Source organism: Paenibacillus paeoniae (assembly GCF_003388735.1).
Taxonomy (GTDB): domain Bacteria; phylum Bacillota; class Bacilli; order Paenibacillales; family Paenibacillaceae; genus Pristimantibacillus; species Pristimantibacillus paeoniae.
In genome coordinates, this window is sequence record NZ_QUBQ01000005.1 from 131,175 (window position 1) to 151,325 (window position 20,151).

The 20,151-nt window shown below is 44.6% G+C and carries 22 protein-coding genes and 1 pseudogene; 11 read left to right on the forward strand and 12 right to left on the reverse strand.

The window, feature by feature from the left end:
* Positions 1-35 precede the first annotated feature (35 nt).
* Positions 36-1,973: an ATP-binding cassette domain-containing protein gene (locus DX130_RS20960; protein WP_116048718.1), complete on the reverse strand. Its 1,938-nt coding sequence runs from the start codon at positions 1,971-1,973 to the stop codon at positions 36-38.
* Between the two features lie 138 nt (positions 1,974-2,111).
* Here DX130_RS20960 and DX130_RS20965 point away from each other — a divergent pair, with 138 nt between their 5' ends.
* The 11 genes from DX130_RS20965 (at position 2,112) to DX130_RS21015 (ending at position 11,107) form a co-directional block, all read left to right on the forward strand.
* The gene (locus tag DX130_RS20965; RefSeq protein WP_116048719.1) at positions 2,112-2,720 is read left to right on the forward strand and encodes a 5-formyltetrahydrofolate cyclo-ligase; all 609 of its coding nucleotides are present in this window, start codon (positions 2,112-2,114) and stop codon (positions 2,718-2,720) included.
* A 28-nt stretch (positions 2,721-2,748) separates the two neighbouring features.
* Complete coding sequence (gene moaC, locus DX130_RS20970; protein WP_116048721.1) at positions 2,749-3,216, forward strand: cyclic pyranopterin monophosphate synthase MoaC; 468 nt, start codon at positions 2,749-2,751, stop codon at positions 3,214-3,216.
* A gap of 38 nt (positions 3,217-3,254) precedes the next feature.
* Positions 3,255-3,749, forward strand: coding sequence for a MogA/MoaB family molybdenum cofactor biosynthesis protein (locus tag DX130_RS20975; RefSeq protein ID WP_116048723.1), 495 nt, complete (start codon positions 3,255-3,257; stop codon positions 3,747-3,749).
* The gene (locus DX130_RS20980) at positions 3,746-4,804 is read left to right on the forward strand and encodes a molybdopterin-binding protein (protein ID WP_240644624.1); all 1,059 of its coding nucleotides are present in this window, start codon (positions 3,746-3,748) and stop codon (positions 4,802-4,804) included. The genes DX130_RS20975 and DX130_RS20980 overlap by 4 nt, the downstream gene beginning before the upstream one ends.
* A 75-nt stretch (positions 4,805-4,879) precedes the next feature.
* On the forward strand, positions 4,880-5,116 hold the full coding sequence (gene tatA, locus DX130_RS20985) for a twin-arginine translocase TatA/TatE family subunit (RefSeq protein ID WP_116048724.1): 237 nt from the start codon (positions 4,880-4,882) through the stop codon (positions 5,114-5,116).
* 53 nt (positions 5,117-5,169) lie between these two features.
* Positions 5,170-5,970 carry a twin-arginine translocase subunit TatC gene (tatC, locus tag DX130_RS20990; protein ID WP_116048726.1) on the forward strand — a complete coding sequence of 267 codons (801 nt, stop codon included), beginning with the start codon at positions 5,170-5,172 and terminating at the stop codon, positions 5,968-5,970.
* A 149-nt stretch (positions 5,971-6,119) separates the two neighbouring features.
* Entirely contained in the window at positions 6,120-7,289 is a 1,170-nt protein-coding gene (locus tag DX130_RS20995; protein WP_116048727.1) for a YhgE/Pip domain-containing protein, read from the forward strand.
* Positions 7,290-7,315: 26 nt separating this feature from the next.
* Entirely contained in the window at positions 7,316-7,909 is a 594-nt protein-coding gene (locus DX130_RS21000; RefSeq protein WP_116048729.1) for a TetR family transcriptional regulator, read from the forward strand.
* A gap of 188 nt (positions 7,910-8,097) precedes the next feature.
* Positions 8,098-8,379, forward strand: coding sequence for a co-chaperone GroES (gene groES, locus DX130_RS21005; protein ID WP_116048730.1), 282 nt, complete (start codon positions 8,098-8,100; stop codon positions 8,377-8,379).
* Between the two features lie 44 nt (positions 8,380-8,423).
* Positions 8,424-10,061: a chaperonin GroEL gene (gene groL, locus DX130_RS21010; protein WP_116048732.1), complete on the forward strand. Its 1,638-nt coding sequence runs from the start codon at positions 8,424-8,426 to the stop codon at positions 10,059-10,061.
* A gap of 149 nt (positions 10,062-10,210) precedes the next feature.
* Positions 10,211-11,107, forward strand: coding sequence for a PIN domain-containing protein (locus DX130_RS21015; RefSeq protein ID WP_116048734.1), 897 nt, complete (start codon positions 10,211-10,213; stop codon positions 11,105-11,107).
* Between the two features lie 32 nt (positions 11,108-11,139).
* On the opposite strand, the pseudogene DX130_RS21020 reads toward DX130_RS21015, so the two are convergent.
* The 11 genes and pseudogenes from DX130_RS21020 to DX130_RS26250 form a co-directional block, all read right to left on the reverse strand.
* Positions 11,140-12,351, reverse strand: a pseudogene (locus DX130_RS21020) (site-specific integrase).
* A 64-nt stretch (positions 12,352-12,415) separates the two neighbouring features.
* Positions 12,416-12,619 carry a helix-turn-helix transcriptional regulator gene (locus tag DX130_RS21025; RefSeq protein WP_116048736.1) on the reverse strand — a complete coding sequence of 68 codons (204 nt, stop codon included), beginning with the start codon at positions 12,617-12,619 and terminating at the stop codon, positions 12,416-12,418.
* Entirely contained in the window at positions 12,616-13,005 is a 390-nt protein-coding gene (locus DX130_RS21030) for a hypothetical protein (protein WP_116048737.1), read from the reverse strand. Before DX130_RS21030 ends, DX130_RS21025 begins: the two co-directional genes overlap by 4 nt.
* A gap of 212 nt (positions 13,006-13,217) precedes the next feature.
* Positions 13,218-13,976, reverse strand: a complete 759-nt coding sequence (locus tag DX130_RS21035) for a phage/plasmid primase, P4 family (RefSeq protein ID WP_116048739.1) — start codon at positions 13,974-13,976, stop codon at positions 13,218-13,220.
* A 27-nt stretch (positions 13,977-14,003) separates the two neighbouring features.
* Complete coding sequence (locus DX130_RS21040; protein ID WP_165861393.1) at positions 14,004-14,753, reverse strand: hypothetical protein; 750 nt, start codon at positions 14,751-14,753, stop codon at positions 14,004-14,006.
* Positions 14,746-15,399: a hypothetical protein gene (locus DX130_RS21045; protein WP_116048742.1), complete on the reverse strand. Its 654-nt coding sequence runs from the start codon at positions 15,397-15,399 to the stop codon at positions 14,746-14,748. The genes DX130_RS21040 and DX130_RS21045 overlap by 8 nt, the downstream gene beginning before the upstream one ends.
* A gap of 153 nt (positions 15,400-15,552) precedes the next feature.
* Complete coding sequence (locus tag DX130_RS21050; protein WP_116048744.1) at positions 15,553-15,816, reverse strand: hypothetical protein; 264 nt, start codon at positions 15,814-15,816, stop codon at positions 15,553-15,555.
* Positions 15,817-15,822: 6 nt separating this feature from the next.
* Complete coding sequence (locus tag DX130_RS21055; protein WP_116048745.1) at positions 15,823-17,106, reverse strand: hypothetical protein; 1,284 nt, start codon at positions 17,104-17,106, stop codon at positions 15,823-15,825.
* 126 nt (positions 17,107-17,232) lie between these two features.
* Positions 17,233-18,312 (reverse strand): copper amine oxidase N-terminal domain-containing protein, encoded by a 1,080-nt coding sequence (locus DX130_RS21060; RefSeq protein ID WP_133297960.1) that lies wholly within the window; start codon positions 18,310-18,312, stop codon positions 17,233-17,235.
* A 563-nt stretch (positions 18,313-18,875) separates the two neighbouring features.
* Positions 18,876-19,484 carry a RadC family protein gene (radC, locus tag DX130_RS21070; protein WP_116048750.1) on the reverse strand — a complete coding sequence of 203 codons (609 nt, stop codon included), beginning with the start codon at positions 19,482-19,484 and terminating at the stop codon, positions 18,876-18,878.
* Between the two features lie 134 nt (positions 19,485-19,618).
* Positions 19,619-20,023: a DUF932 domain-containing protein gene (locus DX130_RS26250; RefSeq protein WP_133297961.1), complete on the reverse strand. Its 405-nt coding sequence runs from the start codon at positions 20,021-20,023 to the stop codon at positions 19,619-19,621.
* Positions 20,024-20,151 lie beyond the last annotated feature (128 nt).

Consider the following 20,151-nt stretch of genomic DNA (forward strand, 5'->3'; position numbering starts at 1 on the left):
ATCTAAGACATGGGAACAGCCCCATTCATTTGAACTTACATATATTGCTCCCATTGCTCGTAGGTTACAGCAAGCTTCGCCTTTAATTGGTCGATTTCAGCTTGGAGTTCCTGAATTCGAATATAATTGTTGAAAACTTCTGGATCGGCAAGCTGCTGCTCCAATTCCCCGATCTGTTCTTCCAGCGAAGCGATCTCGGCCTCCAACTGCTCCGATTTGCGCTGGCGATTACGCTCATCGCGCTTGGCTTGCTTCTCGGCTTCATATGAGGTTGCAGGGACAGCATTTGCGGTTTCGTTTAGTTTTTGATTTTTACTCTGCGCTGCTGCAATTGCTTCGAGTCTGGCATCTTCAATCTCACGTTTCTTCTCCAACATTTCGTCATAATTTCCCAGGAAATGCTCTACGCCGTTCGGCCCTAGTTCGACAATACGGTCAGACATTTTATTCAGGAAGTAACGGTCATGAGAAATGAAGAAGAGCGTGCCTTCATAATCCAGCAGAGCAGACTCCAGCACTTCCTTGCTGAACAGGTCCAAATGGTTGGTCGGCTCATCGAGTACCAGCACATTGGCTTGAGCAAGCATTAGCTTGGCGAGCGAGACGCGAGCTTTCTCTCCGCCGCTAAGAGAAGATATGCGCTTCAGCACATCTTCGCCGCTGAACAGGAAATTGCCTAATACGGTACGAATTCGCGCTTCCTCCATGTGGGGGTACAAGCCCCACACTTCTTCCAGTATCGTGTTTTGGCCATTGAGTCGTGTATGCTCCTGATCGTAATAGCCGAGTTTAACGTGTGAGCCGAATTGAATAGTACCAGTCGTGGGCTCTAGCTGTCCAACCAGCGTCTTCAGAAGCGTCGACTTGCCGATCCCGTTCGGGCCGATCAAGGCAACGGTCTCGCCCCTGGTCAGATCAAATTTCACATTATGAAATAATGGCTTATCCCCTCCCGGGAAAACAACCGAGAGATGATCAACCGAGAGGACATCCTTGCCTGTCATTCGTTCAATCTCGAATGAGAAGTGAGCCTTCTTCAGCTCGCCGGCGGGTCTGTCCATCCGTTCCATCTTATCCAGCGATTTGCGTCTGCTTTGGGCACGCTTGGTGGTGGAGGCTCTCACGATATTCCGCTGGATGAATTGCTCCATCCGTTCGATCTCTTCTTGCTGCTTCTCATAATGCTTGAGATGGATTTCGTATTCTGCAGTCTTCAGCTCCAGATAACGGGTATAATTGCCTGTATACCGCTTCGCGGAATGCCGTTCGATCTCGATAATGGTGTCGACTAGCGCGTCCAGGAAATAGCGGTCATGAGAGACTACGACAATGGCGCCGGGATATCCGCGAAGATAAGACTCCAGCCATGTTAATGTCTCGATATCAAGATAGTTGGTAGGCTCGTCCAACATAAGCAGATCGGGTGCTTGCAGCAAAATACGAGCAAGCGCGAGACGTGTTTTTTGCCCGCCGCTAAGCGTCGAAATGATGGTGTCGAGGTTGAATGAGCCAAACCCCATGCCGTGCAGGACGCTGTTGATTCGAGTGTTGATCTCGAAGCCGCCTTGCTCACGGAACCAATCGGAACGATGGGCATAACGATCGAGCACCTCGGCATATTTTTTCTCGTTGGCATGAAGCTCCGGATCGGCGATCTTCACTTCAAGGTCGCGCAATTCCTGCTCGGCCTCGATCAGATGTGAGAAAACTGCACGCATCTCTTCTATTATGGTACGTTCGGACTGCAAGCCGCTATTCTGGGCGAGATAACCGAGCTTCAGTTCTTTTGCTTTATGAATGTCGCCGGAGTCGGCAGACATTTCGCCAGCGATAATCTTGAGTAAAGTCGATTTGCCTGCGCCGTTGACGCCGACAAGTCCGATGCGCTCTCTCTCCAGAACTTGCATCGATATATGAGATAATATGGCGCTCACGCCGTAGCTTTTGGAAATATTCGATACTTGCAACAACATGATGAAACCTCCACTCCTAAATGGCATCAATTATTACCCTATAGTGTACCACAAACTCGCGCCGCCATTGGCGAAAGTTGTATAACAATGGTACACTACATGTAGATTATAAGATGAAAGCAGAATGGATGAAGACCGATGCCAATGGAATATGCGGGGCATGATAAGTCGGCTAGCCGGACGAAGCTCTCGGGTCTGCGCAACGGGTTGTCCGAGGCACTTCGGAATGAATGGTCGAGCCTGTCCTGCCGACATTTGGCGCAATGGCTGGATGCACATTCCTGTCGGACCGTCATGGCTTACGTATCGTTCAGAAGCGAATTGAATATAAACGAATTCATAGAATGGTGCTGGAAGAAGAATATTGAAGTGCTCCTTCCACGCTGCGTAAAGGCCGATCATTCTATGACTCTTCATAGCATAACAGGATGGGAACAGCTGACGGCTGGTTCCTACGGCATTATGGAGCCTGATCTGGAACGCTCGTCTGCCAAGCCAGTGGGGACCGTACCGGATGTCGTTATCGTGCCAGGCTTGGCCTTTGATCGGAGAGGCGGCCGATTAGGTTACGGCGGCGGCTACTATGACCGATTCGCGGAAGCGATGTTGGCGACAGGAACTCCTCCCCTCTGGATAGGAGCCGGATACGAAGCGCAAGTACTGGAAGCGCCTGTGCCGAGTGACTCGCATGATCTGCAGCTGGACGGGCTGGTGACGGAGCGGGGATTAATGATAATCGGGCAATAACATGAATACGGACGAAAGGGCGATAAGGATGGAGCTAACCCATTTCAACGATCAGGGACGAGCCAAGATGGTCGATATCTCGGAGAAGGATATTACGGTGCGGGAAGCGACTGCCCAGACGACCGTACGAATGGCGACCACAACGCTTGAGCGAATTAAGGAAGGCAGTATCGGCAAAGGCGACGTCCTGGCTGTCGCGCAGGTAGCCGGTATTATGGCTGCCAAAAAAACATCGGATTGGATACCCATGTGTCATCCGTTGCCGTTAACGGGTGTGAATATTGCATTCAGTGATAACGGAGCGGATGAACTTTACATAGAAGCAACTGTGAAGACAAAAGGAAAAACAGGTGTAGAAATGGAAGCTTTAACAGCGGTATCCGCTACGGCGCTTACCGTATACGATATGTGCAAAGCTTTGCAGAAGGATATGGTAATCGGACCGACGCAGCTTATGGCAAAGTCCGGGGGGAAGAGCGGGGATTATAAACGCTAGGCATACCCTTGAAGAAAATAGAGAGGGAGGAATGGGATATGCAGTGGAAGGTTGCATTGTTGACAGCCAGCGACAAAGGCTCGCGGGGTGAGCGAGAGGATACGAGCGCACAGGTTATTCGCGAGCTTGTCGAGGAAGAGCTTGGCGGCCAGATCGTAGACTATCGAATCGTGCCGGATGAGCAAGACGAAATTATGGCGGCGATTATCGAAATGACGGAGTATTATCAAGCCGATCTGGTGCTGACCACAGGAGGAACAGGGCTTGCGCCGCGCGATATTACGCCGGAAGCGACGCTGAAGGTCATTGACCGGGAAGTTCCCGGACTTGCGGAAGCGATGAGGATGGGCGCCCTGCATAAGACGAGAAGAGCGATGCTGTCCAGAGGCGTGTGCGGCATTCGCGGCAGCTCGCTGATCGTGAATCTCCCAGGCAGTCCCAAAGGCGTTCATGAGAGCCTGATGGCCATTATGGATCAGCTGCCTCACGCGCTTGCTATTCTATCGGGCCAGCATGGAGATCATAACGCATGAATCAGAGAGAGGCATCGATCGAGACAGATAGGACTTCCTCCAGGATGAGAACGAAGCTGAAGGAAGTAAGCGTTCATGATGCGATCGGATTAAGACTAGCTCATGATTTGACTCAAATTATTCCCGGTACATTCAAGGGAAGGTTATTTAAGCGCGGACATGTGATTACGGAAACGGACATTCCTAGCCTGCTTGATATCGGGAAAGAACATATCTACATTATGGAGCTGGATGATGCAGAGCTTCATGAAGATGATGCGGCAATTCGTATGGCTAAGGCACTTGCGGATGAGTCGCTTCGCCTGACGGAGCCGCATGAGGGGAAAGTGGGCTTGAAGTCCCCAATCGTAGGTATCACGTATATTGCCAAGGAGGTCGTCGAAGCGATCAACGGGCTTGGCGAGATCGCACTGGCTACGGTGAAGACGGATGCTCTCGTACAAGAGGGCGGTCCGATAGCGGCAACTCGGGCTATTCCGCTTGTTGTCTCGAAGAAAAAGATCGAGGAAGTGGAGAGGATTGCTGCCACCTACAGGGAGCAGAATGAAGGAAGAGCGCCGCTTGGAGTTCGTCCGTTCCGTAAAATGAGAGCAGGGCTGCTCACAACAGGCGGCGAAGTGTATCACGGTAGAATCCAGGATAAATTCGGTCCGGCTGTTGCTGAGAAGTTGAATGCGCTAGGCTCTGAAGTGGCCGAGCAGCGATTCGCACCTGATGATCGACAAGAAATTGTCAAGGAAATACACTATTTGCTGAGCCAAGGGTATGATATGATACTGGTAACTGGCGGTATGTCCGTTGATCCGGATGACCGCACGCCGGGCGCTATTGCGGCGGCCGGAGCCGATATTGTAAGTTACGGAACGCCAATGCTGCCGGGATCTATGTTGTTGATGGGTTACATAGGCGACGTGCCGATCATGGGCTTGCCTGGCTGTGTCATGCATGACCCGTATACGTCCTTTGATGTATTGCTGCCCAAGCTGTTGGCAGGCGATCGAATTGTACGCGAGGATATCGTAGGGATGGGTTACGGTGGATTGCTTGTCCGTTGAGATAGGCAGTAAGGTTGAATGAGCTTTTTTTATGGCCTATACTAGTATAGAAATGATAATGTGGAGGTTTGACTTATGGGTGGAGGTATTGGCGTTACTGGCATTATTCTGCTAGTGTTGCTTGCGCTGCTATTGTTTGGACCGAACAAGCTGCCTGAATTGGGGCGCGCTTTCGGTAAGACGCTTCGTGAGTTCAAAGCCGGCGCTCGTGATATTATGGACGATAACGATCGCAAGGATTCGGACAAGAATCGCACCGAAGTGAACCGTTCGGAACATAACGAGAAGGAAAATAAGCGGCTTCCGGACTAATCGGACCCGCTTTTTTCTTGTTCAAGACCGGGAAGAAGGGAGCAGCTATTGGCATGACGAAAGAGAACACCGACGGGGCTGCGATATCGCGCAGGAAGGTGATACGCGAAGAGGGATTGATGCCCCTGCTAGAGCATCTGGGAGAGTTTCGGAAACGTCTTATCTATGTGATGATCGTGCTACTGCTAAGTCTTGTGCTGGGGATTATTGTTGCGGAGCCGGCGTACAACTTCCTGATGAGCCAGAAGCCGGCCAATACGCTTAGTCTACATACGTTCTCGCTATGGGACGGTATCGGCATGTATATGAAAATAGCGTTCGTGATCGCGCTTATTGTGACGCTTCCATTTATAGCCTATCAGCTATGGTCCTTCGTGAAGCCGGCGCTGAAGAAGCATGAGCAGCGCTCTACGCTGAAATACGTGCCATTCGCTCTTCTTATGTTTTTGACGGGGCTGGCCTTTTCTTATTTTGTCGTCTTCCCGCTTGCGTTTAACTTTACCCGCATGATCGCGGGAAATTTGAATCTGGAGGAGACATTCGGAATCGTTCAATACTTTTCCTTTATGTTCGGAATACTAATTCCAATCTCGTTATTGTTCGAGCTGCCTCTTCTGATCATGTTTTTGACGGCAATCCGAATTCTCAATCCGAAGCGTCTACGCAAGATGCGTCGATTGTCTTATTTCATTTTGGCTGTCATTGGTGTCTTGGTAACGCCGCCGGACTTAATATCGGATCTGCTGGTCATCATTCCACTTATTGGTTTGTATGAGCTAAGCTTATTCATGTCAGACATCGTCTACCGGAAGCAGCAGATTGCGGATGCGAAGTGGCGGGAAGAGGAAGAATAATAGGGCGGAGCCCGACATAGCTTACAGAAGATCTGTCGTGATTGCGACAGGTCTTTTTTTTGGTTCTTGACAGAAGGAGAAGGCAGGCGCATAATTTAAACAAATGTTTTAAACAAACGTTTAACATACAGAAATAGGAGTGGATTCGTATGAAATCAGCTTTACAAGCCTTTATGAAGCGGCCAACAACTTGGGTTGGCATTATTACTGCATTTATGTTCCAAATCATTTTCGCGGTGATATGGATGACAGGTTATAATGGAGTAACAGATCGTGTCGATCAGCTCCGTATTGCAGTTGTGAACGAAGATACGGCTATGGGAGAGCAGATAGCCGCCAACTTGGCGCAGCAGCTTCCATTCCATATCGTTCAGAGCCCTTCTCTGGAGGAGGCAAGAGCCGATCTGAATGAGCGTGAGGTTCAGATGGTGCTGCACATTCCGGCAGGCTTCACTGATCAAGCGGGCAGTTCCGAGAGCCAAGGGGACCTGCACTATTATTTAAATGAATCCAATCCTGCCTTGATTAAAAGTATCATGAGCAGCGCAGCTTCCCAAATTACATCCGAAGTAAATCGACAGGCTGTCGCCATAGGCGTCCAAAAGACATTGAGCGGCATGGGGATGCCGGATCAGCAGGCCGCGACAGTAGCGCCGCTGCTGTCTGAGCGGGTACAGGGCGTTGTGGAGTCGTCGAATGTAGTAGAAGGCATGAACAATCAGATGGTGCCTATGATGCTGGTACTGGCTTCCTACGTTGGCGCGATGATTATGGGTATGAATCTGGAGCAGTCCTCCATGGCAACGGCAGCAAACGTGAGCAAATGGAGAAGATTCGGAGCAAGAGCGATCATCAATGTGGTGTCTGCTGTCCTGGTTTCGTTGGTTGGAGCCACTTTGCTTGTAGCTCTAGGAGGGCAGCTTGATCATGGGTTCCTGTATCTGTGGGGCTTCCTGGGTCTGTTCTTGTTAACCTTTATGTTCGTCTCCCAAATGTTCCTGTTCCTGTTCGGCATGGCTGGCATGCTGTTCAACATTATGCTGCTGTCAGCGCAGCTCGTCTCCTCGGGTGCAATCGTGCCTCGTGAGCTGCTTTCGGATTTCTATACAGGGCTTGGCGAGTTTCTGCCGGCCACCTACGCGGTTGACGGGACGATGAATATTTTGTTTGGCGGTCCGGGCGTAAGCTCGGATGCCGGGATGCTTGCAGCCATCGCCTTGGCGGCCATTGCAGTCAGCGCAGTTGCCGTACTGGTGAAAGGTCGGCAGGCGGTTCGCCAGCCTGAGGTTGCGATAGCGAGCCAGCGCAAAGAAAAGTAAGCGACAATGATTATCGGAGGTTGATTATGACATTAGCCGAAGAACAAGATATTAAACACCGGATTCTGCTTGCCGCAAAAAAGTTGTTTGCGCAGCAAGGATTCGATGGCACAACAATTAGACAGATTTGTGAGGAGGCAAGCGCCAATGTGGCGCTTGTCTCGTATCATTTCGGCGGGAAGGAAAATTTGTTCGGCGCGTTGTTCGAGAATTTTTTTCCAAATCAAAAAATAGCTTCCATCGATCCGAGCTTTCATCCCGTTGAAGGGGTTAGGCTGGTTATTCGCGAGGTCACGATGTATCGGCATGTGGAGCCGCAGCTGATAAGTATTATTCAGCAAGAAATCATTCTGAATACGCCGCGCATTATGAAAATCCGTGCGCATGTCATGCCGATGTGGCAGATGCTGAGGCATTGGATGGATGAAGGGCGGAGGCAGGGTTACTTTGCTTTTCGTTCGCTCGATTCGGCATTCATGTCGGTCACAGGGACCTTGCTGTTCCAACGGGATCAGGAGTATTGGATGCTCCTTCGCGAGGACAAGAAACCTGACATAGAGATGCTGGCCGAGGATCTGACGGACTTTATCCTGCATGGCTTGCGCTATAACGGGGAGTGACGCATCGGACTCAGAGGATTGCTGGACAAGCACGTGGTAAGACGGGTGTAAAAATCCTGCAAAAATAGAGCCAGGCACTTGAAATCAATCGCAAAAAAAAGTATGATAAAAATGGTTGTTAGCACTACACGCTTATGAGTGCTAACGAATTTACAATAAGCGACAAATTTAGAAGGAGGCTATTTTCAATGATCAAACCTTTGGGTGAACGCGTATTGATCGAACCAATCGCGAAGGAAGAAACAACTGCGAGCGGCATCGTGCTGCCGGATACGGCTAAGGAAAAGCCACAAGAAGGCAAAGTAGTAGCTGTGGGCAGCGGCACGCTGAAAGACGGCGTTCGTGTTGCATTGGAAGTAAAAGAAGGCGACCGCGTTCTGTTCTCCAAATATGCGGGCACAGAAATCAAATATGAAGGCAAAGAATATTTGATTATGAAAGAAAGCGACATTCACGCGATTTTCGAATAAATTCGCGTACACATACTAATCTAATTTTCGGGAGGTAATTGAACATGGCTAAAGAAATCAAATTTAGCGAAGACGCTCGCCGTTCCATGCTCCGCGGGGTTGACGCTTTGGCAAATGCGGTGAAAGTTACGCTTGGACCAAAGGGACGTAACGTCGTTCTGGAGAAAAAATTCGGCAGCCCGCTCATCACGAATGACGGTGTGTCCATCGCAAAAGAAATCGAGCTGGAAGATGCATTCGAGAACATGGGTGCTCAACTGGTTAAAGAAGTAGCAACAAAAACAAACGACGTAGCAGGCGACGGTACAACTACGGCGACTGTTCTGGCTCAAGCGATGATTCGCGAAGGTCTGAAAAACGTTACAGCTGGCGCTAACCCTATGGTTATCCGCAAAGGCATCGAGAAAGCCGTTAAAGCTGCTGTTGAAGAGCTGAAAGCTATCTCCAAGCCAATCGAAGGCAAACAATCGATCGCCCAAGTTGCTTCCATCTCGTCCGCTGACGAAGAAGTAGGCCAACTGATTGCAGAAGCGATGGAGAAAGTCGGCAACGACGGCGTTATTACTGTTGAGGAGTCCAAAGGCTTCAATACGGAGCTTGAAGTGGTTGAAGGCATGCAGTTCGACCGCGGTTACGTATCCCCGTACATGATTACGGATACGGACAAAATGGAAGCAGTCCTGGATAATCCTTATATCCTGATCACAGACAAAAAGATCTCCAACATTCAAGAGATCCTGCCTGTTCTGGAGAAAGTGGTTCAATCCGGCAAGCAGCTTCTGATCATCGCAGAAGACGTAGAAGGCGAAGCTCAAGCTACGCTAATCGTCAACAAACTGCGCGGCACATTCACTTGCGTAGCGGTTAAAGCTCCAGGCTTCGGCGACCGCCGCAAAGCAATGCTGCAAGATATCGCTGCTCTGACAGGCGGCCAAGTCATTACAGAAGAGCTCGGCCTTGAGCTGAAATCGACTGCAGTAGAACAACTTGGTTCCGCACGTCAAGTGCGCATCACAAAAGAAAACACGATCGTGGTTGACGGCGCTGGCAACTCCGCTGACATCCTGGCTCGTGTAAATCAAATCAAAGCTCAATTGGAAGAAACCACTTCCGATTTCGACAAAGAGAAGCTGCAAGAGCGTCTGGCGAAACTTGCTGGCGGCGTAGCAGTAATCAAAGTCGGCGCAGCTACTGAAACAGAATTGAAAGAGCGCAAGCTTCGCATCGAAGATGCCCTGAACTCCACTCGCGCAGCAGTGGAAGAAGGTATCGTATCCGGCGGCGGCACAGCTCTTGTGAACGTATATAAAGCGGTAGCGGCTGTAAATGCAGACGGCGACGAGGCAACTGGTGTTAACATCGTTCTTCGCGCACTGGAAGAGCCAATCCGTACAATCGCAGCGAACGCAGGCCAAGAAGGCTCCGTTATCGTTGAGCGTTTGAAAAACGAAGAAATCGGCGTAGGCTACAACGCAGCTACTGGCGCTTGGGTGAACATGTTCGAAGCGGGTATCGTTGACCCTGCTAAAGTAACGCGTTCCGCTCTGCAAAACGCAGCATCCGTTGCAGCTATGTTCCTGACAACTGAAGCAGTTGTTGCCGACAAGCCAGAACCAAAAGGCGCTGGCGGCGCTGGCATGCCTGACATGGGCGGCATGGGTGGCATGGGCGGTATGATGTAAACTGAGGGCTGATCCCTTGCGCAGCAAGGGATTCTTCTCGGAGCAACACTGATTGCCCACTTTTTGCCCACATAGTGTAAAATGAAGACACCTTATAGAATTCAGGAGTTAGAGATCCTTGGATTCTCTAAGGTGTTTTTTATATCTTAATGAAATGGGTTGAGATTGTGTATTTATGTATTGACACCGATGTTTTAATTTTTTTAGCACTTCACGAACCACCATATGAAGAGATCATTCTTCAACAATTAGAACTTCTTTTAGAAGCATCTAAATTAGAATTAGTAGTACCATATAATATCCTTGATGAATGGAATAGAAATAAAGAATTAAAAGTTATTGATTATTTAAAAACTACAATATCAAAGAAAGTAAATAGTATTAAAGATATTAAGAAGTACCTAAGTCTAGAAGATTACAGTCAACTGGAGAATATCTTAAGCAAGTACTTTAATACAATGGATACTGTAATAGCAGATGCTACACAAAGAATAGAAAGAATTGATAAGATTCTCACCTCATCTAAGTCAAATATAGTCAATATCAATAATGAAATTCTTAGTCAGAGTGCAGAGTTAGCTTTGCAAAATAAGAAACCATTCCAGAAAAATAAAAATAGTATTGGTGATGCTGTAAATTTTATTAGTTGTTTGACGTTTGCTAGAAATAATAATCAGACAGTGTATTTTGTGACTAATAATAAGCATGATTTTAGTGACACAGATCAACGATTATTGCATTCGGATTTATCTGGTTTATTGAATAACGAAGAATTAATTTATTCAATTAATCTAGTGGAAACTTTGAATAAAATTGACACAGACTTGTTTAATAAACAATTAGAGGATTTAATTAATGATTTTAATACTAGACCTAGTCTGGTATACCATGATAACAGTGATATAGAATGTGGTGTGTGTGCTAAACATTTAGACTATAGGAAGAATGGAACGTACTTACCTGATCCAGGAGGCATGCGTTGGATTATTTCTTGTCCGATGTGTAATACTAGATATGAAACAGAAGAATTACATCCTGCATATTAAAATAGAATGTAAATCCTCTTGATATTCTTACTCTATAGTTGTTGTATGCTACTCATCAGCTCACTAAACTTCTGAGAAGCTTCCTTCTTCATTGTTTTAGTAATATGCAAGTATACACGCTTTGTAATTTCATCGTCTTGGTGACCCAGTCTTTCCATAATCTCATGAATGCCGACCCCAGCCTCAGCAAGCAACGATGTATGTGTGTGACGTAACGAGTGAGGGGTTAATGCCTCATTCAAGCCAGCGATTCGTAGAAGCCGTCTCATACGGTTCTGGATCGTTTTAATGAACTCATGATATCCCATATCCTTCGCTGTTTTGGCAAATACGAAGTCTTGATCGTAATACACATCTCGATGGAGCATTTTAAGCTCGTTTTGGCGAGCTTTTAGCTTTTCTAACTCTTTAAAAACCAGTGGGTCAAGCTCTATGGTTCGTTTCGAAGTGCTTGTCTTAGGTGTCAGCAAATGATACTCAGTCGCTCGATTTGTAGGGTTGTAATAGGTCTTCGTTACGGAGAGTGTATGCTCCTTAAAATTGAAATCTTTCCATTTCAATGCACATAGTTCACCGACTCGAAGCCCACTGTAGGCAAGGATCAAGAAGATTATATAGTCGTTCGTTAACCCCTTCCTCTTTCGCTGATTGAAAAAGCTTAGTTCATGCTTTTCAAGGTATTTTCCTGCATTTTCTTCCGCTTCAATTTCCTCAACTGTCTTTTGTGGGCGAGGTAACTTTGCGTATTGTGTTGGATCGTTTTTGATAATTTCTAATTCTATTGCCTTGGTAAAAAGCATTCTCCCTGTTGAGTGAACACCTGCAATCGTATTTAACGCAAAGCCTCGTTCGTGTAAGTCTAGCAGGGCATTTTGATAAGCTTTCCTGGTAATGGTCTTTACTTGATGATTTTGAAAATAATCGAGAAGTCGAGATGATTCATGCTTTCGAACACGTACTGTACTAATTTTTACAGTGGTTTCATAGAGTCTCAGCCATTCTTCAATTAAAGTGGAGAATAACATTTCTTTTTCTGCAATGTAGGTTCCCTCTTCAAGCTCCGTATACATTGCTGCGCATGCAGCTTGAGCCTCTTTCTTAGTTTTAAACCCGCCCATTTGTCGTTAGATTCGTTTTCCTGTGAATGGATCTCTACCGATATCCAGGGTGAATGACCAAGTAGCTTCACAAGTACACCGTTTACCGCTACATTTACAACCTCGTTTTCTAAAGTAACCTTTCATAAATGATCATCCTTTCTAAAAGTGTAGAGATGGCTTTTGTGCCATCTCGACGTAGAAGTTTCCGTTATGCTGATATCACATTGGGATTGGTGCGCTTGGAATCCAGCCAATTGAAAAAGTCGTCTCTATATACGATTTTTCTACAGTTGATGACGAGTAACGGGAAATCGGGTGCCTTAGCAATTTCGTAAGCTGTTGAGCGCGAGATGCCCAGAATTTCTTGTACGTTCTTGATTTGTAGAATTAATGGGTAGTCAGATTTATTCATTGATTACGATCCTCCCATCGTAAATTAATCGCTTGAAGAGCCACTGAGTAAAGCTCAGAGTCCCAGATCGAAAGTCCACTTGCTAAATCAAATGAATGTCCATTCCATAAATTCAATCCAAGATGTACTAGGGCTGTCGTTTGGCCAGTTAATGGAGCGGCGTCGCCATTCTTTTGTGCATCATTAGCATTTGGAATGTCCACGGTGTATAAATGCTCGAAGAACCAATCAAACGGTCCATTGAATTGATATGATAACGAAAAGCACTTAAATATTTCTGGGTAAGCAGCTATATAACAAGCCGAGATATACTCTCGGTTGTTGCAATTGAATTGTTCCATGCATTCGATATAATTTTGGTTATGAATGTCGTTAATGAAATACATTGATGACTCCTCCTATTTGATCTTTATCTTTTACGGAATACAATTTACTATCTCTTCAGACTAATAATATATAGTTGAATATACTGGTTAATGCGATTGAAGTCTGACGAAGCTGCTTGTAGCCGTCGATGACTTCGTCAGATGTGGCAGAAAACCCTACCAAATCAAGGTTTAGGCTTCACGTAGCCGTTGTAGACGTTTAAATTGAGTCCTCAATCATCATCATTCCATATAGGTTCATGTAAAGATTTTTTATGGATTTCTTGGACTTCTGGGATTAAACGGATGCCGAGAAAGCCGCGAAGAGGGGACGATCCGTGCATTCGGAATTTATGGGTCTTGAATCCGGCATTCGTTAGTTGATTGAAGAAGTCAGTGGAGTTGATGATTTTGATACAATTTGTTTGACAGTATCTCTTGTACGCATCCACAAGATTCCTTCGATGCTCACGATAGTCTTCTACGCCAAAGTCGACATCGCAGCAATCTTCTATAAAAGCCGCCACAGAGTTTTTCTCACTTTTGTACCCTTTTCGGAACGCTATTCCTGCGTCACTCTCGGTAAAAACCAGTTTGGTCCTCATTAAGCTGCGCAGTCCTTCAATCGCCCATGTAGCGATGAAATCTTTCTCTCGCAACAATTTGGAGATGAGTTCTTTGTCACGCAAATGCTCAGGAACTGAATGTTCAAAGATAAGAAACAAGAGGCGATCGACAAATGCATCCGTTCCATCCGAGCCTTCTGGTAGCGGCATATGGTTCCCTGCGGCAACGAGTTTGGTTTTCGGATAAAAGTGGAAAGGGTCTTTTCCTTTTTTCTCCGCAGTTAGCATGTCACCACCAGTAATGCTTTTAATTAAAGCAACCCCGCGCAAGTCTCCAAGCTCATCCATTTCAGAACTTAGATCCAGCTTCGATCCTAGCAATTCGGCGCTCATGAATCTGTTTTTTCCAAGCTGTTGTAGTGACATGGAAGTGGTAAATCGTTCCCCAACCAGTTATTTCCATATAGTTAACCAGACGCTTTTACCCGAGTGGGGCACGCCAATCAACGCAAAAAATTTCTTCGCACGCCACTCATTGCCAATAACGTAGCCAGAGACCTCCTGCAAGGAATTGATTTTTTTGGTGTCTCCATTTGTACATTCCTCCAGAAACTGAAGAAACTGTCGTCCATTATTGTCATCATCTTGGCGAAAATCGGCATTGATGAAGCTGGTAAAGCGCCATTCAGGGCTATGCAACTCCATACGATCGAAAACGATATCGTAGACGCCATTACGGAAATTCACCACTAATCTATGAGAGTCTAGATCTAACGGATCTACTTGGAGAACAGGGGTGCTCCGCAGCCGATGAAGCACATCCCTCATTGAAGCGGCATTGAGATGCTTGTCAACAGTCTTGGATACACTCTTTCGGACCAGAATCTCCAATTGCCGGTCGGTATGTTCCCCAAAAAAACCGTAGCGCTCATTGTAGACCAAAAAACTGTCATTCACGCAGATAATCGTCCATTTGGCAAGTAACATCTGCGTCGCTTCATAGGCAATGGGACTTCGCGAACCTTTCGCTTGCTCATCTAACGATGCAATCGGTTCAACAAACGGTTCGGAGATAATTTGATCCGGTAGATGTTCAGGATATCCACCAACAGCCTCGTACTCGTTGTTGATCATCTGATGATAAACAAATTTTCCATCTTCTGTTAGTTCATTGATGAATGGTTCAAATTCGATATCACTCATTTTCTTTTTTACCTTCATCAAGCTGTTTAATGCTTTCAGCGCTCCACAGCTGTATCAATTCGGGGAATAATTCGCTTAGATATCCGAATCCGCTCACCCGTAATGTAGCAACTTCCTTAGATCCAAGTGTGAAATTTCGCGCCTCACTAAAAGGATGAAATAGGCTGTCATACATCCCAAACGTTGCCCCAGGATGGAGATGTCCATATTCGGCATATAAAAAGATTCTGATTCTCTCCTTGTCGACTTGTTGTTCCCTAACAACTCGTTCGTAAAATTGTTCTCCGGTTGACACCATGAACTCCGTATCTCCAAGCGGCCTATGACGAATCAGGAGCGATAGCTCGTTACACGTGCCCGTTGGTTTACGGATACTGATAATTTTTTCGCCAACCTTACCCATGAGAAAGATGGAAGAGTCGGTCACAACTGCTGCTATTGCCTTAGAAAAGTCGATTACTTTTCCATTGATTATTAGCGTAGCAGAAGTAGGATTAACTAATAGTGCGGAATAACGATTGTCACCCTTGATAGCTTTTTCGAAGTGTTTCTGCATCTTCTTGTAAATACGCGTAGATTCCGCTGACAACACCTCCTTGACAGCATCGTTCTTTGAGTTCATCAAACTAACATTTTCATTCTTCATTCCAATTTCCTCCCTTGTATTTGAGAAGTGCAAGAGAAGCGTAACATGCGTTTGCTACCCAATAATTTTGGAATTGTCAGATTAAATAGGGTGGAGGCCTTATAAAACAAAGAAGAGAGACGGCATGAAGGGTCTCTCCTTTAAAAAAAATTATTAGAGTTTGAGAACTCGATTAAAAAATGTTTCTCCAGATTCAATATCTATTCCATTTATAAATGTCATCAGTATCTTTAATGATGGAGGATCTGATTGACGATCTGATTGAAGAGAGAGGTTAGTCTCAACCGTATCTTCTGCAGTTTTCTTATTTCCGATTAATTCCTTAAAATCTTCTCTGGAAAACTCGGTACTATTGTCCTCATCTAACAACTTGTCCGCGCTATCAATGCTTGCGACTTCTTTTTTTTCTGCGTCCATTGGACTTTAATATTCTCGTTCATATTTAAGCCACGAATCATAAGAAAATGCTGAACTGAATGGTTCTTTTTTCGGAAATTCTTTATTTCGTTTTTGAAATAACACAGCAATTGTCGTCCAACTACTATTGTCCTCTATAATTGATGAATTTATAGGTAACCTTGTACTTACCACGTCATTCTCTAACTCATCAAGTGTATTGCTTATTATTACTTTCCTTTCCAATTCCTTAAATACTTTAGATGCATTAGTCTCACTATCTTTAGGCTCTGCATCTTTTAAATTGAATTTGTTATATCCGTACTCATATATTTCCGTTTCAATAACTTCTTCTAGTAATCTCATATATGCTTCCCAAAGGGTTACAATCTGATAAAATGATGTTAAATTGAAATAGGTTGCTTCTACCCAGGTTTTTTTGTATTTAGAATATGGCTTTATGTTATCCAATATCATTTTGGAGGCTGTGATTCTGACATCCAAGTCATCAATAGCTCCCATATACGCTAGTATATTAGTGAATTTCTTGATGGATTTACTTCCATCTTTGTCTAAACTCTTCAAGTCAGTTAGTGTATCTCTCAAACCAAATAATGAAATGAGACTCGTTTCTCTCTCGAATATATGGAGATTCTCCCAATAGTCTTCACTATTGCGAATCACTTTTAAATAAATGCCTGCTACATCAGCCATATCATTTAAGGTGTTTTTGGGACTCCCTTTGTAATCCCCAGTGATGCTTCTACTTTTAATTGTGATATCTTTATTGACAACCTTTGTATACTTTTGACAGCACGTCAAAAAAAATGATGGAATCAGTTCGGTTTTCTTGAAGAAAATGGTTTTGTTTCCCTCAATTCCATCAACTTCAATTCCATATTTCTTAATAAACTCGTTGTTCAAGTACCCGGGGGCCTTAGAAGAAAATGAATCTGAGGACCAAAAATCAGAGTACTCAAGAAAATCAGCTTTAATAGTTTCCCAAGCTTTGTCCCCTTCATGGGCTATGTAATTCTTATCAAGCAGATCTTGAAAAGGCTCCACGTAAAATGGCGCATCTTGAGATATTATCTGCTTAATTTCCAACTTAGTTAAGTTGTTCGCTCTAGCTTTGATTCTCCTCAAAGCTGCTTGCTGAAACTTTACACTCATAATTTCATGATTCCACATAAGGGATCTACAAATAATTTGGAATACTCCCCCTGTATCGATAATGATCTCACGGTTGTGGATTTCACACCAAATATCATATTTTTCAGCCATGAATTTCATGAATTCATGTTTTTTCATTTAGTCAACTCCTTTTTTACATAATTATTTCCTATAATACTACTATTCACAAGATGAACAGTGAACTTATTTTAAACAAAAACATCAGCTCGACAAGTTCGTCGAGCTGATGTTTTTTTGGGATTCTTAATTAGAAACAGGTAAATAATTTTTGACTACTTCAGTAAATACAATGTTCGGATTAGTTATCTCAAAAGATCCGTATAAGATTTCGAGCTGGGCTCTGAAATTTTTTATATTTGATCTGTGCACCTCGGCTGGCCAGATACCTGCTGAATTAATCTCGTGACCCGAAGTCAGGATATAGCAAACGTCATTTTTAAAGACAATAAGATCCCAAGATGAACGATCATAAATTGAATCGCTATAACTTTTATTCATTAATGCATAGTCAGAGCTACTTACACTAACAGGGCTAAATTCGTTTGGCTTGAAATTAAATATTACTCGTTTAAGAAAATCAGTATGATGTATATTTTGGTCATAAGGGACAATTCTCATTTTTGAATAAATACCATGAGAGGTCATGTATTCAGAAATAGGATTAAACTCGTACTCTTCTTCCGTAGGTGTTGCTTTTGTATCAATGCTATACATATCGGAAGGATTTGTTTTATATTTCACTTCACTATACATGAACGTCCAAGCCTCGGGCACCTGTGCTTTAAATCCATCTGTTTCTAATGGATAATATCCTTCTACATAACCAGTGATTGGTTTAGAGGATATCGGGGCAACTTTTTCCGGAATAACATCTTCTGAGATGAGCAACGGGAAAAATTCAGAGTATATATCTGCGTCCATAATCAATTCTCGTTTAAACCAAGGCTGATATACTGCGATGATTCTGTTTTCATTATCCCATAAGACTTCTAAACCCAGATTTTCCGTTACAAATCGGAGGGGGAGCATAGTGCGGCCGTTTAAGATGGTTGGACTTACTTCCAACTCATTTGCTATTCCGTTGACGACTGCGTTTTTCTTATCTATCCAAACGTCAACGGTATTACCGTTGAGTTGAATCGTGACTTTCCGTTCCGTGTTGTCCCAATTTGCTGTTCCGCCTAGCGCTCCGATAAGGGCAGAAATAGGGCGTAAGGTACGTCCTTCCCGCACAATAGGAGTTACCTTGCCAGATGCATCGACTGGTGCTTCATAAATCGCTTCATAGTTGGAGAGCATCATACGAGGGTCACTGATTTTCAAATAGACACCTTGATCACTTCCATCCGGAATTTGGGGGTTTGGAAGCGTGTGTATTTACACGAATGACTCCTTGTTTCTCGTCCCATGCGACGGAAAGTCCAATATCGTAGATGAAGTAATCCAACGGCACACCTGTGGAAGACGTGCCGATGACAACAGGGGAGGGAGCGATTTCTATCGTATCAAACCAATGACCGCCACTGCCACAATCCACATCTTCAAATACATATCGTTCGAGGAGTTATTCCGTTTTGACTCTGATCTAACAAACACAGTTGACTATACTATTGCACAGAAAATTACTATACAGCTTCACGGCCGCTCCCAAGAAGAGCAGGATTCACTATATCAGATTATTAAGCATTTAGAGATCTAAAATAATAGTTACAGCCTTCTCGAAACACTGGTATGTTCCGTGTGATCAATGATCGCTATCTAGCATAGCGTCTACAACTATAATATATAAATTAATACTCGAATCATGCGAAGCTACCAGTGTTCTTGCTATTCCGATACAATTAGAATTTATTGTTTAACTTTGCTGTACGACTTGAAATTTCCCTTCATATAACTCCCCGCTCTGTTAAACTTACGTATGTGCCACTGCCAATCACAACATGATCAAGCAACTCAATTCCAATAATGTTTCCTGATTCAACTAGACGTTGAGTAATCGCAATGTCCTCCTGGCTTGGATCTGGATTACCGCTCGGATGATTATGCGCACATATTATCGATGCATAGCTTCTTTTTATGGCAGGACGAAAAACTTCCCTTGGATGAACAATGCAGGCATTTAAAGAACCAATTGATATAACTTCTTTTGCAACTACCCCGTTTTTTGTATTGAGAAATAGACAAACGAACTGTTCCTGCTTTAAATGTCGAAATTCTGGTTCCAGCAGCTTGTAAACGTCCTCGGGGGACCGAATTGTATCTATAGAAGGCAACGGCGCTGAAATGAAGCGGGAAAGCTCGAGCGTGGCTACAATTTGCCTTGCTCTTGCTTTCCCAACTCCTTCAATAGATAGAAGTTCTTGCTCTGTGATATCTACCAGCTCAGCAAACGTAGGAAATCGGTGAAGTATTTCTTCGACGATATAACTCCCCGGCTTTTCGCGAAGCAAGTATGCTAATAATGATTTAAGATCCTCAGAAGTGGTTTTTATCATGGTCCTTATCTCCTTCTCAAATAAAGTGATACTTTATGCAAAACAAAAAGAGCCAACCCTAATGAATCAGTTTAACTCTATAAGAACTTTTGTAGCATTACCCCATTCGTAGCGGAGAAACTCACTGGCAAACTCTATCTTTCGGAGGAACAAGTTTTCCTTGAAGGAAGCTGTATCTCGAAGCGGCTTGGCAACCCAGCGGGTACAAAGCGTACTCCTTCGCCATGTAATTCATCGGTGAAAGCAAACGCCACATGGTTCTGAACGATCTTGTACCTGTCCGAAACGATACCGAGCAACCGATCAGCGGTTGCTCGGATCTTTGCTTTGTAGCCGTGGATTTCCACGAAACCCTCGGTTTGTATTGATTTCTGAATCACTTCCCAAACCAGTTCGGCAGCTTGTAGAACTTCTTTTGAACTAAGTGTGTGTTCGACTCGATTTCTGAGTCCGTGCCACGGGCTTGCCTTACGTAAAACATGGTTTCGATGTTGGCTGGCATTAATGCCATCTCCTCTTCTAGTGGAATTTTTAAACATACTTAGCGCACTTCGATACAAATCATATAAACCGAACGTGTTTCAAGGTGGGGATTATATGATCTGAGGTCTATATCAATGTAATAATATAGATTTGTATTTCTGCTCTATACGAACAATAGGCTATG